The sequence below is a fragment of the Streptococcus mitis genome (assembly GCF_047464035.1).
Taxonomy (GTDB): domain Bacteria; phylum Bacillota; class Bacilli; order Lactobacillales; family Streptococcaceae; genus Streptococcus; species Streptococcus mitis_DX.
Genome location: NZ_JASHCQ010000008.1, coordinates 41,018 through 58,352, shown reverse-complemented (window position 1 = coordinate 58,352; position 17,335 = coordinate 41,018). Strand labels below are relative to the sequence as shown.

The 17,335-nt window shown below is 40.5% G+C and carries 14 protein-coding genes, 17 tRNA genes and 1 pseudogene; 28 read left to right on the top strand and 4 right to left on the bottom strand.

The features are described 5' to 3' along the window. The first annotated feature begins 53 nt into the window (after positions 1-53). The 17 genes from QM818_RS04335 (at position 54) to QM818_RS04255 (ending at position 1,563) form a co-directional block, all read left to right on the top strand. A tRNA-Val gene (locus QM818_RS04335) sits at positions 54-126 on the top strand. A 2-nt stretch (positions 127-128) separates the two neighbouring features. Beyond that, a tRNA-Asp gene (locus QM818_RS04330) sits at positions 129-201 on the top strand. Positions 202-224: 23 nt separating this feature from the next. Beyond that, positions 225-297: transfer RNA gene (locus QM818_RS04325), tRNA-Lys, on the top strand. Positions 298-302: 5 nt separating this feature from the next. After that, positions 303-384: transfer RNA gene (locus QM818_RS04320), tRNA-Leu, on the top strand. Between the two features lie 18 nt (positions 385-402). Then, positions 403-475, top strand: a tRNA-Thr gene (locus QM818_RS04315). A gap of 22 nt (positions 476-497) precedes the next feature. Beyond that, a tRNA-Gly gene (locus QM818_RS04310) sits at positions 498-569 on the top strand. Positions 570-576: 7 nt separating this feature from the next. Next, a tRNA-Leu gene (locus QM818_RS04305) sits at positions 577-662 on the top strand. A gap of 11 nt (positions 663-673) precedes the next feature. Beyond that, a tRNA-Arg gene (locus tag QM818_RS04300) sits at positions 674-747 on the top strand. Positions 748-762: 15 nt separating this feature from the next. Further along, positions 763-836 (top strand) — tRNA-Pro (locus QM818_RS04295). Positions 837-841: 5 nt separating this feature from the next. Beyond that, positions 842-915 (top strand) — tRNA-Met (locus tag QM818_RS04290). 13 nt (positions 916-928) lie between these two features. After that, positions 929-1,002: transfer RNA gene (locus tag QM818_RS04285), tRNA-Ile, on the top strand. Positions 1,003-1,014: 12 nt separating this feature from the next. Next, positions 1,015-1,104 (top strand) — tRNA-Ser (locus QM818_RS04280). Positions 1,105-1,115: 11 nt separating this feature from the next. Continuing rightward, positions 1,116-1,189 (top strand) — tRNA-Met (locus QM818_RS04275). A gap of 3 nt (positions 1,190-1,192) precedes the next feature. Continuing rightward, a tRNA-Phe gene (locus QM818_RS04270) sits at positions 1,193-1,265 on the top strand. Positions 1,266-1,285: 20 nt separating this feature from the next. Further along, positions 1,286-1,356: transfer RNA gene (locus QM818_RS04265), tRNA-Gly, on the top strand. A 39-nt stretch (positions 1,357-1,395) separates the two neighbouring features. Further along, positions 1,396-1,469 (top strand) — tRNA-Ile (locus QM818_RS04260). Positions 1,470-1,475: 6 nt separating this feature from the next. Continuing rightward, a tRNA-Ser gene (locus QM818_RS04255) sits at positions 1,476-1,563 on the top strand. Positions 1,564-1,745: 182 nt separating this feature from the next. Here QM818_RS04255 and birA read toward each other — a convergent pair. Next, a complete protein-coding gene (gene birA, locus QM818_RS04250; protein ID WP_261039316.1) occupies positions 1,746-2,681 on the bottom strand; it encodes a bifunctional biotin--[acetyl-CoA-carboxylase] ligase/biotin operon repressor BirA in 936 nt (311 codons plus the stop codon). A 282-nt stretch (positions 2,682-2,963) separates the two neighbouring features. Here birA and QM818_RS04245 point away from each other — a divergent pair, with 282 nt between their 5' ends. From QM818_RS04245 to QM818_RS04225, 5 genes and pseudogenes are all read left to right on the top strand, one after another. Beyond that, complete coding sequence (locus tag QM818_RS04245) at positions 2,964-4,157, top strand: O-antigen ligase family protein (protein ID WP_238095233.1); 1,194 nt, start codon at positions 2,964-2,966, stop codon at positions 4,155-4,157. Positions 4,158-4,301: 144 nt separating this feature from the next. After that, on the top strand, positions 4,302-4,745 hold the full coding sequence (locus QM818_RS04240) for a MarR family winged helix-turn-helix transcriptional regulator (protein WP_261081042.1): 444 nt from the start codon (positions 4,302-4,304) through the stop codon (positions 4,743-4,745). 34 nt (positions 4,746-4,779) lie between these two features. Beyond that, positions 4,780-4,970: pseudogene (locus QM818_RS04235) on the top strand (nuclear transport factor 2 family protein); the annotation flags it as partial. 14 nt (positions 4,971-4,984) lie between these two features. Beyond that, positions 4,985-5,713: an ATP-binding cassette domain-containing protein gene (locus tag QM818_RS04230; protein ID WP_261081041.1), complete on the top strand. Its 729-nt coding sequence runs from the start codon at positions 4,985-4,987 to the stop codon at positions 5,711-5,713. Further along, entirely contained in the window at positions 5,706-7,226 is a 1,521-nt protein-coding gene (locus QM818_RS04225) for an ABC transporter permease/substrate-binding protein (RefSeq protein WP_261081040.1), read from the top strand. Before QM818_RS04230 ends, QM818_RS04225 begins: the two co-directional genes overlap by 8 nt. A gap of 138 nt (positions 7,227-7,364) precedes the next feature. Here QM818_RS04225 and QM818_RS04220 read toward each other — a convergent pair whose 3' ends face one another. Then, positions 7,365-7,901: a TetR/AcrR family transcriptional regulator gene (locus QM818_RS04220; protein ID WP_000181705.1), complete on the bottom strand. Its 537-nt coding sequence runs from the start codon at positions 7,899-7,901 to the stop codon at positions 7,365-7,367. A gap of 132 nt (positions 7,902-8,033) precedes the next feature. On the opposite strand from QM818_RS04220, the gene QM818_RS04215 reads away from it, so the two are divergent. Continuing rightward, the gene (locus QM818_RS04215; RefSeq protein ID WP_414299955.1) at positions 8,034-8,930 is read left to right on the top strand and encodes a cation diffusion facilitator family transporter; all 897 of its coding nucleotides are present in this window, start codon (positions 8,034-8,036) and stop codon (positions 8,928-8,930) included. 76 nt (positions 8,931-9,006) lie between these two features. Further along, positions 9,007-10,044: a zinc-binding dehydrogenase gene (locus tag QM818_RS04210; RefSeq protein ID WP_414299956.1), complete on the top strand. Its 1,038-nt coding sequence runs from the start codon at positions 9,007-9,009 to the stop codon at positions 10,042-10,044. Positions 10,045-10,090: 46 nt separating this feature from the next. Here QM818_RS04210 and galR read toward each other — a convergent pair whose 3' ends face one another. Continuing rightward, positions 10,091-11,095 carry a DNA-binding transcriptional regulator GalR gene (gene galR / locus QM818_RS04205; RefSeq protein ID WP_084926241.1) on the bottom strand — a complete coding sequence of 335 codons (1,005 nt, stop codon included), beginning with the start codon at positions 11,093-11,095 and terminating at the stop codon, positions 10,091-10,093. A 164-nt stretch (positions 11,096-11,259) separates the two neighbouring features. On the opposite strand from galR, the gene QM818_RS04200 reads away from it, so the two are divergent. The 3 genes from QM818_RS04200 (at position 11,260) to QM818_RS04190 (ending at position 14,412) form a co-directional block, all read left to right on the top strand. After that, on the top strand, positions 11,260-12,438 hold the full coding sequence (locus QM818_RS04200; RefSeq protein WP_414299954.1) for a galactokinase: 1,179 nt from the start codon (positions 11,260-11,262) through the stop codon (positions 12,436-12,438). An 18-nt stretch (positions 12,439-12,456) separates the two neighbouring features. After that, positions 12,457-13,938, top strand: a complete 1,482-nt coding sequence (locus QM818_RS04195) for a UDP-glucose--hexose-1-phosphate uridylyltransferase (RefSeq protein WP_414299953.1) — start codon at positions 12,457-12,459, stop codon at positions 13,936-13,938. Between the two features lie 69 nt (positions 13,939-14,007). Further along, positions 14,008-14,412, top strand: a complete 405-nt coding sequence (locus QM818_RS04190) for a PaaI family thioesterase (protein WP_000651218.1) — start codon at positions 14,008-14,010, stop codon at positions 14,410-14,412. A gap of 49 nt (positions 14,413-14,461) precedes the next feature. Here QM818_RS04190 and QM818_RS04185 read toward each other — a convergent pair whose 3' ends face one another. Next, entirely contained in the window at positions 14,462-15,727 is a 1,266-nt protein-coding gene (locus QM818_RS04185) for a DNA cytosine methyltransferase (protein WP_173277624.1), read from the bottom strand. Positions 15,728-15,841: 114 nt separating this feature from the next. On the opposite strand from QM818_RS04185, the gene QM818_RS04180 reads away from it, so the two are divergent. Continuing rightward, positions 15,842-17,332: a Sau3AI family type II restriction endonuclease gene (locus tag QM818_RS04180; RefSeq protein WP_414299952.1), complete on the top strand. Its 1,491-nt coding sequence runs from the start codon at positions 15,842-15,844 to the stop codon at positions 17,330-17,332. Positions 17,333-17,335 lie beyond the last annotated feature (3 nt).

Genomic DNA, 17,335 nt, shown 5'->3' with positions numbered 1-17,335 from the left:
CCGGAAGTAGTTGGGGGTTGCCCCCTGTGAGATATGGAAGTCGCTTAGCTCTAGGGAGTTTAGCTCAGCTGGGAGAGCATCTGCCTTACAAGCAGAGGGTCAGCGGTTCGATCCCGTTAACTCCCATAGGTCCCGTAGTGTAGCGGTTATCACGTCGCCCTGTCACGGCGAAGATCGCGGGTTCGATTCCCGTCGGGACCGTTAGAATAACGGAAGTTATTTTAGACTCGTTAGCTCAGTTGGTAGAGCAATTGACTTTTAATCAATGGGTCACTGGTTCGAGCCCAGTACGGGTCATATATGCGGGTTTGGCGGAATTGGCAGACGCACCAGATTTAGGATCTGGCGCTTAACGGCGTGGGGGTTCAAGTCCCTTAACCCGCATTAAGATATAATAAATGAGCCGGCTTAGCTCAGTTGGTAGAGCATCTGATTTGTAATCAGAGGGTCGCGTGTTCAAGTCATGTAGCCGGCATTTTTAGATAGAAGAAAACAGTGCGAACGTAGTTCAGTGGTAGAACACCACCTTGCCAAGGTGGGGGTCGCGGGTTCGAATCCCGTCGTTCGCTTAGAGAGGCCGGGGTGGCGGAACTGGCAGACGCACAGGACTTAAAATCCTGCGATTGGTAACGATCGTACCGGTTCGATTCCGGTCCTCGGCATAAACTAATGAGCACCCTTAGCTCAACTGGATAGAGTACCTGACTACGAATCAGGCGGTTAGAGGTTCGACTCCTCTAGGGTGCATTTTTCTATTTAACTCGGGAAGTAGCTCAGCTTGGTAGAGTACTTGGTTTGGGACCAAGGTGTCGCAGGTTCGAATCCTGTCTTCCCGATATATGGCGGTGTAGCTCAGCTGGCTAGAGCGTCCGGTTCATACCCGGGAGGTCGGGGGTTCGATCCCCTTCGCCGCTATAATGATCTTGTTGGACCTTTAGCTCAGCTGGTTAGAGCTCTCGGCTCATAACCGAGTGGTCGTAGGTTCAAGTCCTACAAGGTCCATTTGAATAGTATGGAGGATTACCCAAGTCCGGCTGAAGGGAACGGTCTTGAAAACCGTCAGGCGTGTAAAAGCGTGCGTGGGTTCGAATCCCACATCCTCCTTTTTGTATTAACGCGGGATGGAGCAGCTCGGTAGCTCGTCGGGCTCATAACCCGAAGGTCGTAGGTTCAAATCCTGCTCCCGCAATAAGGCTCGGTAGCTCAGTTGGTAGAGCAATGGATTGAAGCTCCATGTGTCGGCGGTTCGATTCCGTCTCGCGCCATTTTTATTTATAATATTTATGCGGGTGTAGTTTAGTGGTAAAACTACAGCCTTCCAAGCTGTTGTCGCGAGTTCGATTCTCGTCACCCGCTTTGAACTTTGTTCAAATTACATTACCAAGTTTTTAACTTGGGCGCGTAGCTCAGGTGGTTAGAGCGCACGCCTGATAAGCGTGAGGTCGGTGGTTCGAGTCCACTCGTGCCCATTAATAGGAGAATTACTCAAGAGGCTGAAGAGGACGGTTTGCTAAATCGTTAGGTCGGGTAACTGGCGCAAGGGTTCGAATCCCTTATTCTCCGTTTTATTGAGAGTTTATAACTCTTTTTTTGTATTTTTAAGAATAGTAGAATAAAAACTTCAGATTTGTAAAACTTAATTGGATTACTTATCTGAAGTTTTTGGCTCTTTGTCAACTGTAGTGGGCTGAAGAAATACTAAAATTTGTATATATTGTTGATTTTATGGTTGTGCTAGTTTATTATTACTTCCAACTCTTGAGTGAAATTTCTCCGCTATTGAGCCAGATTTCTTTTCCGTTATCACATTGAACTAAAAGTTTACCATTTTCAGAGATATCTTTAGCAAGTCCTTTGTAGTCTTTTTGATCCAGTGTGAAAGTTACTTCTTTTCCTAGAACGAAGGACTGTTTTTTGTATAGGTATAATAGCTCTTCTGCAGGTGTTTCGAAGAAAGCACGCCAGATCTCTATGATTAATTCATTTCTTGTTATAGGTGCTGGTACATTAAATAAACTAGCAGCTTTTTCTTTTAATTCTTGAGGGAAGTCTTTGATAGCAAAGTTGATTCCTACTCCAATAATGATATCTGTGACTAGACCTGTTTCTACAGACGTCATTGCCTCAGTGAGGATTCCTCCAATTTTATGATTTTTGAGGTAGATATCATTGACCCACTTTATGTCGACATCTATTAATGTTAGGTTCTTAATGGCTTTGTAGATAGCTCCTGCTACAAGTAGTGTGTAGGATGGTAATTTGTCATAGGGAAGATTTGGTTTGAGATGGAGTGTCATATAAATGCCACCTTGTGAGGAGTAGAAAGAACGTTGAAAACGGCCTCGGCCAGCTGTTTGATAGGAAGCTAGATAGAGGGTGTTTGCTTCATTTCCTAAATCAATTGCTTCTTTTGCATCGAGTTGTGTTGATCTTGTTTCGGGTTTAAAACTGATTTTAATTGGAAGATTTTCTTCTAGAATCTCTGGAAGAATAAGGTCACCATTCATCAGTTTATAGCCTTTGTTTTTGACGCTATCAATTTCAATGCCTTCTTGTTCTAATCGCTTGATGGCTTTCCAAATTGATGTTCTGGTCAGTGATAGTTCTTCTGCGATTTTTTCTCCGCTGATATAATCGCTTTCTTTTGCTAGAATTTGGTAGACGGCTTGGTAGGATTTCATAGTGTTTCCTTTCTTTAGGAATTGTAAATGATTTAAATATAGTTTGGATAGTTGGTCAAAACCTTATTATATTACTACTATTTTAACACATACCTAGTCTTTACGGTATGATTTTCTTATAGTAAATCTAGTCATTAAGTTTGAGTTTTGAAATATCAGTATTTTTGCTCTCTTTTTTACCTAGTAAACGTTTCCTTTGTTTTCAAATTGCTAAAAAAGTGGTACAATATAGGGTAGCTTACTATTATCTGAATCAATTGATTTGGAGAGAAAGGATTCATTTTGAAATCAATAGGCTTTATTGAAAAGCTGAGAGGGTTGTCTAGTAAAGAGCTGATTTTATTGGGAATTATCCTGAGTATCTTTTTACCCTTTTATCTTTTTGTAGTTGTATTCTGTTTATATATTATCAGTTTAATTTTCACAGGAGACATGAAAAGTATTCTTCAGAAAATGGGGGAGCATCCGATGCTACTTCTTTTTCTTGGCTATAGTACTGTTATATCCGTTTTTGCACAAAATTGGATGGGAGTTGTGGCTTCAGTAGGAATTTTTCTATTTACTGTTTTCTTTTTGCATTATCAGTCGATTTTATCACATAAATTCTTTCGATTGATTTTGCAGCTCGTCTTGTTTGGTAGCGTTTTGTCAGCTGCTTTTGCGAGTTTAGAGCATTTCCAAATTGTGAAGAAATTCAACTATGCTTTTCTTTCACCCAATATGCAGGTCTGGCATCAGAATAGAGCAGAAGTGACCTTCTTTAATCCTAATTATTATGGAATTATTTGTTGTTTCTGTATCATGATTGCCTTCTATCTGTTTACAACGACCAAGTTGAATTGGTTGAAAGTATTCTGTGTGATTGCAGGTTTTGTTAATCTCTTTGGTTTGAACTTTACTCAAAATCGAACTGCCTTTCCTGCTATTATCGCTGGAGCAATCATCTATCTCTTTACGACCATTAAAAACTGGAAGGCCTTTTGGCTTAGTATTGGGGTCTTCGCGATTGGCTTGAGTTTCCTCTTTTCTAGTGATTTGGGAGTTCGGATGGGGACTTTGGATTCTTCTATGGAAGAGCGCATTTCTATCTGGGATGCTGGGATGGCCTTGTTTAAGCAAAATCCTTTTTGGGGTGAGGGGCCATTGACCTACATGCACTCGTATCCTCGGATAAATGCTCCTTATCATGAACATGCTCACAGTCTATATATCGATACGATTCTGAGTTACGGAATTGTGGGGACTATTTTATTAGTTTTGTCTTCTGTTGCTCCTGTTCGATTGATGATGGATATGAGTCAGGAGTCGGGGAAACGTCCGATTATCGGTCTTTATCTGTCTTTCCTTACAGTGGTTGCTGTACATGGAATTTTTGACTTGGCCCTCTTCTGGATTCAGTCAGGTTTCATTTTCTTACTAGTTATGTGCAGTATTCCGTTGGAGCATCGAACTTTGGTATCGGACATGACGGATTAAGTTTATAAGATTAAAATCTTCTATCTTGGGTAGGAGATTTTTTTACTGGGAAAAATTATTTCCAAATCGAAATAGTTGACAGTTAGAACGATGAGTGTTACAATTGTTTTATTCTTTTCGATATCGAAATAAATTGGAGGTGTTATGAAGGATAGTCATTTGCTAGCCCATCATATTCGTTTGTTGAATGGGCGGATTTTTCAAAAGTTACTGAGCCAAGACCCTGAAGCTCTTTATCGGAGTGAGCAGGGCAAGATTTTAGCGGTTTTATGGAATAGTGAAACTGGCTGTGCAACTGCAACAGATATTGCGCTTGCGACTGGGCTTGCTAACAATACACTGACGACGATGATTAAAAAACTAGAGGAACAAAATCTTGTAGCTATTAGTCCATGTGGAGAAGATAAGCGTAAGAAGTATTTAGTTTTAACAGAGTTGGGGCAGTCACAGAAAGAAGTGGGGCATCGTATCAGTCAGAAATTGGATACGATCTTTTACAAAGGATTTTCAAAGGAAGAAATTCGTCAGTTTGAAGCCTTTCAAGAAAGGATTTTGGCAAATCTGAAAGAGAAGGAAAATGAGGTTTAAAATAGAGCAAATTAGCTGTTTATAAGTAAAGGCCACTTTCGACTTTGTTTTCCAACTCTTAGGGTAAGGAAATTATGTGGTTAGCTATGGTCAGACTCAGATTGATGGCCTTGCTTATGACCAGTACGATATCTTCCGTTTAGACAACGGGAAAATTGTGGAACATTGGGATAATAAGGAAGTTATGACTAAGGTAGAAGACTGACCAATAGAGGTAAGTTTTAAATTGAGGATACAGAATGATTGAATACAAAAATGTAGCTTTACGTTACACAGAAAAAGATGTCTTGAGAGATGTTAATTTACGGATTGAGAATGGCGAGTTTATGGTTTTAGTTGGGCCTTCTGGCTCAGGTAAGACGACCATGATTAAGATGATTAACCGTCTCTTGGAACCGACTGATGGAAATATTTATATGGATGGCAAGCGCATCAAAGACTATGACGAGCGGGATCTTCGTCTTTCTACTGGTTATGTTTTACAGGCTATTGCCCTATTTCCTAATCTAACGGTCGCGGAAAATATTGCCCTGATTCCTGAAATGAAGGGCTGGACTAAGGAAGAAATTGCTCAGAAAACAGAAGAGCTTTTGGCTAAGGTTGGTTTACCAGTGGCTGAGTATGGACATCGACTTCCTAGTGAATTATCTGGTGGAGAACAGCAACGGGTCGGTATTGTTCGTGCTATGATTGGTCAGCCTAAGATTCTCCTCATGGATGAACCTTTTTCAGCCTTGGATGCTATTTCTCGCAAACAGTTGCAGGTTCTGACTAAAGAATTGCATAAAGAGTTTGGGATGACAACTATTTTTGTAACCCATGATACGGATGAGGCCTTGAAGTTGGCGGATCGTATTGCTGTCTTGCAGGATGGAGAGATTCGTCAGGTGGCGAATTCCGAGACTATTTTAAAAGCTCCTGCCACAGAATTTGTAGCAGACTTGTTTGGAGGTAGTGTTCATGACTAATTTAATTGCAACTTTTCAGGATCGTTTTAGTGATTGGTTGACAGCTCTATCTCAACATTTGCAGTTGTCGCTTTTGACCCTGTTACTAGCTATTTTTATTGCAGTCCCCTTAGCGGTATTTCTTCGTTATCATGAAAAGATGGCGGACTGGGTTTTGCAGATTGCAGGGATTTTCCAGACTATCCCGTCTCTTGCCTTGTTGGGACTCTTTATCCCCTTGATGGGAATTGGAACCTTGCCGGCCTTGACAGCATTAGTGATTTATGCGATTTTTCCGATTTTGCAAAATACCATCACTGGACTCAAGGGAATTGATCCAAGTCTGCAGGAGGCTGGGATTGCCTTTGGGATGACTAGGTGGGAGCGTCTCAAGAAGTTTGAAATTCCACTTGCTATGCCCGTTATGATGTCTGGGATTCGGACGGCAGCGGTCTTAATTATCGGTACGGCAACTTTGGCGGCCTTGATTGGGGCGGGAGGACTGGGGTCCTTTATCCTTTTGGGAATTGACCGTAATAATGCCAGTCTGATTTTGATTGGGGCCCTTTCTTCTGCAGTGCTTGCCATTGCCTTTAACTTCCTGCTAAAAGTGATGGAAAAAGCAAAATTGCGGACGATTTTTTCTGGCTTTGCCTTGGTGACGGTATTACTGGGTCTGTCTTATAGTCCAGCTCTTTTGGCTCAAAAAGAGAAAGAAAACTTGGTTATTGCTGGGAAATTGGGACCGGAACCAGAAATTTTGGCCAATATGTATAAACTCCTTATTGAAGAAAATACCAGCATGACTGCGACTGTTAAACCAAATTTTGGGAAAACAAGTTTCCTTTATGAAGCTCTGAAAAAAGGTGATATTGACATCTATCCTGAATTTACTGGTACGGTTACTGAAAGTTTGCTTCAACCATCACCCAAGGTGGGTCATGAGCCAGAGCAGGTTTATCAGGTGGCGCGTGATGGCATTGCCAAGCAGGATCATCTAGCCTATCTCAAACCCATGTCTTATCAAAATACCTATGCTGTAGCTGTTCCGAAAAAGATTGCTCAAGAATATGGTTTGAAGACCATTTCGGACTTGAAAAAAGTGGAAGGGCAGTTGAAGGCAGGTTTTACGCTTGAGTTTAACGACCGTGAGGATGGAAATAAGGGCTTGCAATCAATGTATGGTCTCAATCTAAATGTAGCGACTATGGAGCCAGCTCTTCGTTATCAGGCTATTCAGTCAGGTGATATTCAAATCACGGACGCCTATTCGACTGATGCGGAATTGGAGCGTTATGATTTACAGGTCTTGGAAGATGACAAACAACTCTTCCCGCCTTATCAAGGGGCACCACTGATGAAAGAAGCTCTTCTCAAGAAACATCCAGAGTTGGAAAGAGTTCTTAATAAATTGGCTGGTAAGATTACAGAAAGTCAGATGAGCCAACTTAACTATCAAGTGGGTGTCGAAGGCAAGTCAGCAGAACAAGTAGCCAAGGAATTTCTACAAGAACAAGGTTTGTTGAATAAATAACTTAAAAATGCTGAACCCAACTTCCTTAAACGACTAACTAGAAGAATGCTCAGACAATGTCGTCTGGGCTTTTTTGATTATTGAAAAGATAAAAAACTCAGTAGCCTAGAAATAAGGCAACTGAGCTCTACTCTGTATTCAATTTTTAGGAATGAGAAGGTCTAGATAAAATTGGACAACTTCTTGGTCTGTAAAGTCTTGCCCTTTTTTGAGCCACCAGGTCAATGTCTCGATAAAGTTGGACATGACTAAGTGTTGGAGGTAAGAAGGAGGCAGACTTGGGTGAGCTTTTTTCAACTTATCAGCTAGCACGGAATAGACATGGTGTTCTAGCTCTTTATGGAGTTGACGGAGGAAGTAGTCATTTTTAGAAAATAGCAGACTGGTGATATGGTCTTGATTTTTCTGAAAATGTAGAAAGAGGTGAGCGAGATAATCCTCGGTTGAAATGGACTCCTCTCTTTCAAAGATGTGATGAAAGAGGTGGCGACAAAGCTCGTCCAGAAGTAGTTCCTTGCTCTCATAGTGACAGTAAAAAGTGGAACGTCCCACATCTGCGAGATTAATGATATCCTGAACTGTAGTGGATTCGTAGCCCTTCTCGTTCAAAAATTGTAGAAAAGCCTGATAGATGGCTTTTTTGGTTTTACTGATACGGCGGTCAATGTTAGTCATATGGACATTTGAGGCAAATTGTTCAGAACTGAATAAAGCTGATATTTTGCTTCTATCCTTTCTTTGAGTTTTAGTGGATAATGATAATGAACAAGGTGTTCATAAGTCTATTATAACAAAGGAATGAGAAAAATGAAGGCAAAATATACTGTTTGGGTAGCTTTTTTCTTAAATTTAAGCTATGCTATTGTTGAGTTTATTGCAGGAGGAATCTTTGGTTCGAGTGCTGTTCTTGCTGATTCTGTCCATGACTTGGGAGATGCTATAGCCATTGGCATATCGGCCTTTTTAGAAACAATCTCAAATAGAGAAGAAGATAGGCAGTACACCTTGGGTTACAAGCGATTTAGTCTTTTAGGGGCCCTGGTGATTGCTGTGATTCTTATCACAGGATCCATCCTAGTGATTTTGGAAAATATAACTAAACTTTTTAATCCACAGCCCGTTAATGATGAAGGTATTCTCTGGCTAGGGATCATTGCAGTTAGCATCAATCTGCTAGCTAGTCTAGTAGTTCGCAAGGGAAAGACAAAGAACGAGTCGATTCTGAGCCTGCACTTTTTGGAAGATACTCTTGGTTGGTTAGCTGTCATTCTAATGGCGATTATCCTCCGATTTACAGATTGGTATATCTTAGATCCTATCTTGTCGCTTGTCATTTCTATCTTCATTCTAACAAAAGCAATTCCTCGCTTTTGGAGCGCACTCAAGATTTTCTTGGATGCTGTGCCAGAAGGTGTCGATATCAAGCAAGTCATGAGTGACTTAGAGGGATTAGACAATGTGGCTAGCCTTAACCAGCTTAATCTCTGGACTATGGATGGTTTGGAAAAAAATGCCATTGTTCATGTTTGCCTAAAAGAAATTGAACAGATGGAAACTTGTAAAGAATTCATACGAAACTTGCTAAAAGATTGTGGATTTCAAAACATCACTATTGAAGTTGATGCCGACCTAGAAACTCACCAAGCACATAAGCGCAATATAACAGAGTTAGAAGCAAGTCATGATCAAAATCATCATCATTGATGAGGTGTAGTATAAGTGAGCGAAAGCATAATAAAAAGTGTATACTTAAACTAGTAAAAATGGAGAGGATATGTTAATGAAATCAGCAGTCTATAAAAAAGCAGGTCAGGTCGGTATTGAAGAGGTTAAGCGTCCAAGTATTCAAGAAGCGGATGATGTTATTATTCGTGTGGTTCGTGCTTGTGTTTGTGGTTCGGACCTTTGGAGTTACCGCAATCCAGATATTAAATCGGGACATAAAAATAGTGGACACGAAGCGATTGGGATTGTCGAAGAAACTGGGGAAGCCATTACGACGGTGAAGCCAGGTGATTTTGTCATTGTCCCGTTTACACATGGATGTGGTGAGTGTGATGCCTGTCTTGCTGGCTTTGACGGTTCTTGCGATAATCATATTGGTAATAACTTGGGAGGCGATTTTCAGGCGGAATATATTCGTTTTCACTATGCAAACTGGGCGCTGGTTAAAATCCCTGGACAACCTTCTGACTACACAGAAGGTATGCTAAAGTCCCTCTTGACTCTTGCAGATGTTATGCCGACAGGCTATCATGCGGCGCGTGTTGCTAATGTTCAAAAAGGGGATAAGGTTGTGGTCATTGGTGATGGTGCTGTAGGTCAATGTGCTGTCATCGCGGCGAAGATGCGTGGAGCGTCACAAATTATCTTTATGAGCCGTCATGAAGATCGTCAAAAGATGGCTCTAGAGTCAGGTGCGACTGCTGTTGTAGCTGAGCGAGGTCAAGAAGGTATTGCAAAGGTGCGTGAAATTCTCGGTGGCGGAGCGGATGCAGCACTTGAATGTGTTGGTACGGAGGCTGCTGTAGAACAGGCGCTAGGTGTCCTTCATAATGGGGGACGTATGGGATTTGTAGGAGTTCCACACTATAATAATCGTGCTCTTGGTTCGACTTTTATGCAAAATATCTCTGTAGCAGGTGGAGCAGCTTCTGCTACAACATACGATAAGCAATTTTTACTAAAAGCCGTCCTTGATGGTGATATCAATCCAGGTCGTGTCTTTACTTCAAGTTATAAACTGGAAGATATCGACCAAGCCTACAAAGATATGGATGAACGTAAGACCATTAAGTCTATGATTGTAATCGAATAAAAAACGAATAGGAGTTTTAGAACTCCTGTTCGTTTTTTATGTTATCCTATTCATTCCTTGTACTTTCTCTCAGAGTCAGTCTGGTTCCCAACATGGTTAGGCTAGGGATTTTGCGACCGTGGAGTACTTCTTTATTAAGAATATCCATGCCTGCTCTGCCCATTTCTTCGGTATAGACGGTGATGCTGGAGAGGGGAGGATAGACTTGCTTGGTCAGGCTAGTATCGTTAAAGGAAATAAGACTGACGCGGTCTGGCAGGTTGATTCCAGCTTCTTGGAGGGCACGGAGGGCACCGATAGCTAAACTATCGCTAGCTGCGAAAAAGGCTGGTGGGAGTTGGTCTCCCAAGTTCTGAATGGCCTCCTTCATCAAGTCATAGCCAGACTGGGCGGTAAAGCTTCCTTGAAAGACTAATTCATCATGATAGATTCCCTTTGTTTGACTGTAGTTTCTAAAATTTTCCAGTCGCTTATCCTCAATGATTTCTTCTTGGTCGGTTGTTTCTTCAAGGCCTGTTAGAATCCCGATGCGGTCCATCCCTTGGCTGAGAAAATAATCGACAACCTGTTTCATGGCAGTGTAAAAGTCTGTGATAATGCAGGTGTGTCCCAGCGAGAGGGTATCGCTATCTAGAAAGACAAGAGGCTTTTGGTATTCTTCAAAGGCAGAGATCTGAGCTCGACTAAACTTTCCGATGCAGAGAATCCCGATGACTTCCTCGCTCAGTGTAAAAGGATGGTCATTAAAATAGCGTAAAATATCATAGTCCAGTTCTTGGGCTCTTTTTTCTATTCCTAGGCGAATCTGGTAGTAGTAGAGATCGTCTAGCTCCCCTTGTTCGCTGACCCATTGGATAATGGCAATCTTTTGCTTGGGCTTGTGGGACTCGCCTGTCTTGAGGTGCTTAGTGTAGCCCAACTCTTCAGCAACGGTTAAAATACGGTGTCTGGTTTCTTCTGTAACAGATAGGCTCTGGTCGCGATTGAGGACGCGGGATACGGTCGCGATAGAGACAGAGGCTAGCTGTGCAATGTCTTTTAAGGTAGCCATAAATCCTCCTCCTTTTAGGTTAGTATATCATATTTTTCTGTATTTTACTGATAGTTTAGTAAAATTTTAGTAAAAAGGATTGACCTTGGGAAATCCCTTGGATACAATAGAAGAAAACGATTACACGTTAAGGTGACTTAACGGACAGTAAAAGGAGAATTCATATGACACAACATCTTACTGCTGAAACTCTTCGCAAAGATTTTTTTGCTGTTTTTGGTCAAGAAGCAGACCAAACTTTCTTTTCACCAGGCCGTATCAATTTGATTGGTGAACACACGGACTATAATGGTGGACATGTATTTCCAGCAGCCATTTCCTTGGGAACTTACGGTGCAGCTCGTAAGCGTGACGACCAAGTCTTGCGTTTCTACTCAGCCAACTTTGAGGACAAGGGGATTATCGAAGTGCCTCTAGCTGACCTCAAGTTTGAAAAGGAGCATAGCTGGACCAACTATCCAAAAGGGGTTCTTCATTTCTTGCAAGAAGCTGGACACGTGATTGACAAAGGTTTTGATTTTTATGTTTATGGGAATATCCCAAATGGCGCTGGCTTGTCTTCATCAGCCTCCTTGGAACTTTTGACTGGGGTTGTGGCAGAGCATCTCTTTGATTTAAAACTAGACCGTTTGGATTTGGTTAAAATCGGAAAACAAACAGAAAATAACTTTATCGGAGTCAACTCTGGTATCATGGACCAGTTTGCTATCGGTATGGGTGCAGACCAACGTGCTATTTACCTTGATACCAACACCTTAGAGTATGATTTGGTACCACTTGATTTGAAGGACAATGTCGTTGTTATTATGAACACCAACAAACGACGTGAATTGGCGGATTCTAAATATAATGAACGCCGTGCTGAGTGTGAAAAAGCAGTGGAAGAGTTGCAAGTTGCCTTGGATATTCAGACCTTGGGTGAATTGGACGAGTGGGCCTTTGACCAATATAGCTATCTGATTAAAGACGAAAATCGCATAAAACGTGCTCGCCATGCTGTACTTGAAAACCAACGTACCCTCAAAGCGCAAGCATCTCTTCAGGCAGGAGATTTGGAAACATTTGGTCGTTTGATGAATGCGTCACACGTTTCCCTAGAGCATGATTATGAAGTGACTGGCTTAGAATTAGATACCCTTGTTCACACAGCTTGGGCTCAAGAAGGTGTTCTCGGTGCTCGTATGACAGGGGCAGGTTTTGGCGGATGTGCCATTGCCTTGGTGCAAAAAGATGCTGTTGAGGCCTTTAAGGAAGCTGTTGGCAAACACTACGAGGAAGTAGTTGGCTACGCTCCAAGTTTCTATATCGCTGAAGTTGCAGGTGGCACTCGCGTCCTTGACTAGTCAAAAGGAGGCTCTATAGTGACCTTAGTAGATAAATTTGTAACACACGTTATTGCTGAAAGTACCTTTGAGGAAATGGATCGAATCTACTTGACCAATCGTGTCTTGGCACGAGTGGGAGAAGGTGTTTTGGAAGTTGAGACTGTTCTGTATAAATTGATTGATCTCAAGGACCAGCTGGTCGAGGAAGCGGTTCGATTAGAGATGATTGAGGATAGTCAGACTGCGCGTGAAATTCTCGGTGCTGAATTGATGGACTTGGTAACGCCTTGTCCGAGTCAGGTCAATCGTGACTTTTGGGCAACATATGCCCAATCTCCTGAGCAAGCGATAGAGGATTTTTACCAACTTAGCCAGAAAAATGACTACATCAAGCTCAAGGCCATTGCTAAGAACATTGCTTACCGTGTTCCGTCTGATTACGGTGAACTTGAAATTACCATCAATCTCTCTAAGCCTGAAAAGGATCCCAAAGAGATTGCGGCTGCCAAGTTGGTGCAAGCTAGCAATTATCCTCAGTGTCAGCTTTGTCTTGAGAATGAAGGTTACCATGGTCGGGTTAACCATCCAGCTCGCAGTAACCACCGTATTATCCGTTTTGAAATGGCTGGTCAGGAGTGGGGCTTCCAGTATTCGCCTTATGCCTACTTTAATGAGCACTGTATTTTCTTAGATGGCCAGCATCGTCCCATGGCCATCAGTCGTCAGAGTTTTGAGCGTCTGTTGGCTATCGTAGAGCAGTTTCCAGGATATTTTGCAGGCTCTAATGCCGACCTGCCGATTGTGGGTGGCTCTATTCTGACTCATGACCACTATCAGGGAGGCCGTCACGTCTTTCCTATGGAATTGGCTCCCTTGCAAAAGACTTTCTCTTTTGCAGGTTTTGAGCAGGTTAAGGCTGGGATTGTCAAGTGGCCCATGTCAGTGTTGCGTTTGACTTCGGATTCCAAAGAGGATTTGATCAACTTAGCTGACAAGATTTTGCAGGAATGGCGCCAGTATTCAGATCCAAGGGTGCAAGTCTTGGCAGAAAGTAATGGAACACCACACCATACCATTACACCTATTGCCCGCAAACGCAATGGCCAGTTTGAGTTGGACTTGGTCTTGCGAGACAATCAGACATCGTCAGAGCATCCTGATGGCATCTATCATCCCCACAAGGATGTCCAACATATCAAGAAGGAAAATATCGGCTTGATTGAGGTCATGGGCTTGGCAATCTTACCACCTCGTTTGAAGGCAGAAGTGGAGCAAGTTGCCAGCTACCTCGTGGGAGAAGAGGAGACAGTTGCCGACTATCATCAGGAATGGGCAGACCAACTTAGAGCCCAATATCCAGACATAACAGATAAAGAAAAAGCCCTTGAAATCGTCAAGGACTCTGTTGGTGCTATCTTTGTGCGTGTACTTGAGGATGCAGGAGTCTACAAGCAGACGGAGCAAGGACAGGTAGCCTTTATGCGCTTTGTAGAGCAGGTCGGAATTTTGTCAGACTAGGAGCTTTCTCCTTGCACAGTCCTATAAAAAGTAGTATCATAGTGTCGTTTGAAATATCAGGAGGAAACGATGAAAGATTTTCATTTTGACGCTATATCTGCTTTTGAAAATTACGAAATTGAACAAATGAGAGATGGTCATGTTGAGGTGACGACCAAAGTAGTGGACTCGTCGCTCAACTACTATGGCAATGCCCATGGTGGCTATCTCTTCACCCTTTGTGACCAAATCAGTGGTTTGGTGGTTATCTCGCTGGGGCTTGATGGGGTGACACTTCAATCCTCTATCAACTACCTCAAGGCAGGAAAACTTGACGACGTGTTGACCATTAAAGGAGAATGCGTCCATCAAGGTCGCACAACCTGTGTAGTGGATGTCGATATCACCAATCAAGAAGGCAGAAATGTCTGTAAAGCAACCTTTACCATGTTTGTCACAGGTCAGCGGTCAGAAGACAGACAGGTGAGGATATAGATAAACAAAAAAGAGGCTCGCACCTCTTTTTTAGTTTCAGATAAATCAATCAATCAATTTCTTTAATAAACTTAGCAATTTCTTTTACAATTTCAGTAACCAAAGCATTTCCCATAAAAAACATTCTCATTTTATCAGATACCTCTACAATAGAACCGTCAGATAGTTTCTTTTTAGCTGTCCAATCATCTGGGAAATCCTGAAGGCGTTCAGCTTCAATAGGGGTAATTAATCTATATTTATTGTTTACAAATAATAAATGTGTGGAACGATTAACAGTTCCTTCGGATGTAAGCATTGTTCGTCCTGGAAGGTTTAAATCATCATAAGGGGACATTCCTCCTTCTGAATAGATGTATTGATGTCCGTCAGAGGATGTTCGTTCAATTTTTTTAGGTCCTCTAAGATATTGAAATTTTTCTAGTTTAGCCTGATCAGTTAAAAAATATTTTTCAGGTACTTCAGATTCATCTTGAAGAATTTCTCCTAGAGTAATCGGATTACCATTGTAGTTAGGTTCTGTATCAATAGAATAGTATTTTCCATGTCTCATAATTCCTGTATTCCAAACAGTACCAGTAAAAGTATCTGAAACTTCAACTATATCATTTGGTAACTCATAAAACACATGACGATTTTTAACTGCTATAGGTTTAATAGGAAATTGTTTCGCAAATAGACCTTGATTGAAAATATAGTCATCATACCTATTATCTTCAAAGATTTCTTCATTTTTTTCGTAAAGATTGTCAACTTTTTGGGCAAAGACTGTATCATTGCGATATACGAAAAAGAACACACGACGTCTTCGTTGGCTTCTTCCATACTCAGCAGCATTAATAACTCTCCACTCTACAGAATATCCAAGATTATTAAAAGCTGTGAGCATGATTGCAAAATCACGTCCTCTCTGTTTTGAGGGCGCTTTTAAAAGCCTATCCACATTTTCCAGAATTAAGTATTTGGGTTTAATGATTTCCGTTGCTCTAATGATTTCCCAAAATAAAACTCCTTTTTTTCCTTCAATACCTTTCTCATTTTTCTTGCTACGCGCAACAGAGTAATCTTGGCAAGGAAAACCACCGACAATCATATCGGCATCCATCTTGGAAAATTGTTCGTCTGTTATATCAGAGATACTAATATTGATATTTTCGCTATTGGGGAAGTGATAATCATAGACCTCAAATGCGTCTTGAGATTTACGAGATGGTTCCCATTGGTTTGCCCATTTTGTTTTAAAGAGTTGCTTATCGGCATTCTCTAATCCTATCCGAAAACCGCCAACTCCAGCAAATAGTTCGAGAACTTTCATCTTTTCTCCTTCATTTTTACAGTTTAATCCATTATATACTATTTTCAATGATTGATCAAGTATTAATGTTTGCTTTAGTTTAATTTGATATAATATAAAAGATAGGAGAAGAAAATGGATCAAAACTTATTTAACTATAACGATGAAGATATCGATAGTGTTATTGAATATTCTCACAAACTATTAAATAGAAAATTTTCCGATGTTATGGAAGAGTATAATCGTTCACTCTATAAATCATATGACGATTATAATGATAGAGTAGTCTCTGAGGTACAAGATAAAGCAATTAGTATGAAGTCAAAAGGGCAGTATGGAAATTATATTGAAAAATATTTCTATGGTTACCAGCCAAATAGTGACTCGGAAGCTGACTTTGAAAAAATAGGTGTAGAATTAAAAGTTACTCCTTTTAAGATAAACAAAAATGGGACACTTAGTGCCAAAGAACGACTTGTATTAACAATACTAAACTATATGGAGGAAAATTTAGAGGATTTTTACTCCACTCATTTATGGAACAAATGTGCAAAGATTTTGTTATTGTTTTACAATGGCTTAATTCCTAATCAAACAATGAAGGACTATGTCATTGAAAAAATATTTTTATATGAATGGTTTGAGGAGGATATGGCAGTCATCCTTGAAGACTATCAGAAGATTACAAATAAAATCAAAAATGGAAGGGCGCATGAATTATCAGAATCAGATGGAAACTATTTATCAACTTGTACAAAAGGGGCAGGTAAAGGAAAGGATTTAAGACAACAACCCTTTAGTCATGAATTAGCAAAACAAAGAGCTTGGGAATTAAAATCAAGTTATATGACCTATTTGATTAATCATAAAATCTTTAATCAATCAGATCAAGAGAGTGTTCTGGCTAATTTCAGGGGTGAGAAAAAATCATTTACTGAGGTTATTGCAGAGAAGATTCTCTCCTATAAAGGTTTCTCTGAACAAGAGTTATATGATAGATTTGAAGTGAATCCAAAAGCCAAAGGTAAGAATAGTACTCTGATTAGAAAAATTTTAGGCTTAACAGGGGATTTAGATAAAACTAAAGAATTTCAGAAAGCAAACATGAATTTGAGAGTTATTCGAGTAGATAAGAATAATTTACCTAAGGAAGACTCTCCATTTAAAACTTATTGTTTTAAAGAATTAGCTGAAACAGATAGTTGGGAATCATCACATGTTTATAATGAAATTTATAATAAACGATTCCTCTTCGTTATTTTTAAGGAAATTGAACCTAAGCTATTTGTATTAGATTCTATCAAATTTTGGGGATTTCAGGATAGACAATTAGAAGAAATCCAAAGAGTGTGGCAGGAAACTAGACAAATTATTTCTGACGGAGTTAAATTAACTCAAAATGGTAATAAAGTTTCAACTAATTTCCCTCAAAGTAAGATAAATAGAATCCTATTTACGAAATTACATGCTACCAATGCTTATTATGAAATTGAAAAAGGAAAATTTGTTGGGAAAGGCTCATTATCTGATACAGATGAACTTCCAGATGGACGTAGGATTACAAAACACTCCTTTTGGATGCCTAAGAAGTTTATAAAAGAAATATTAGATGGGAATTGGGATTGATTG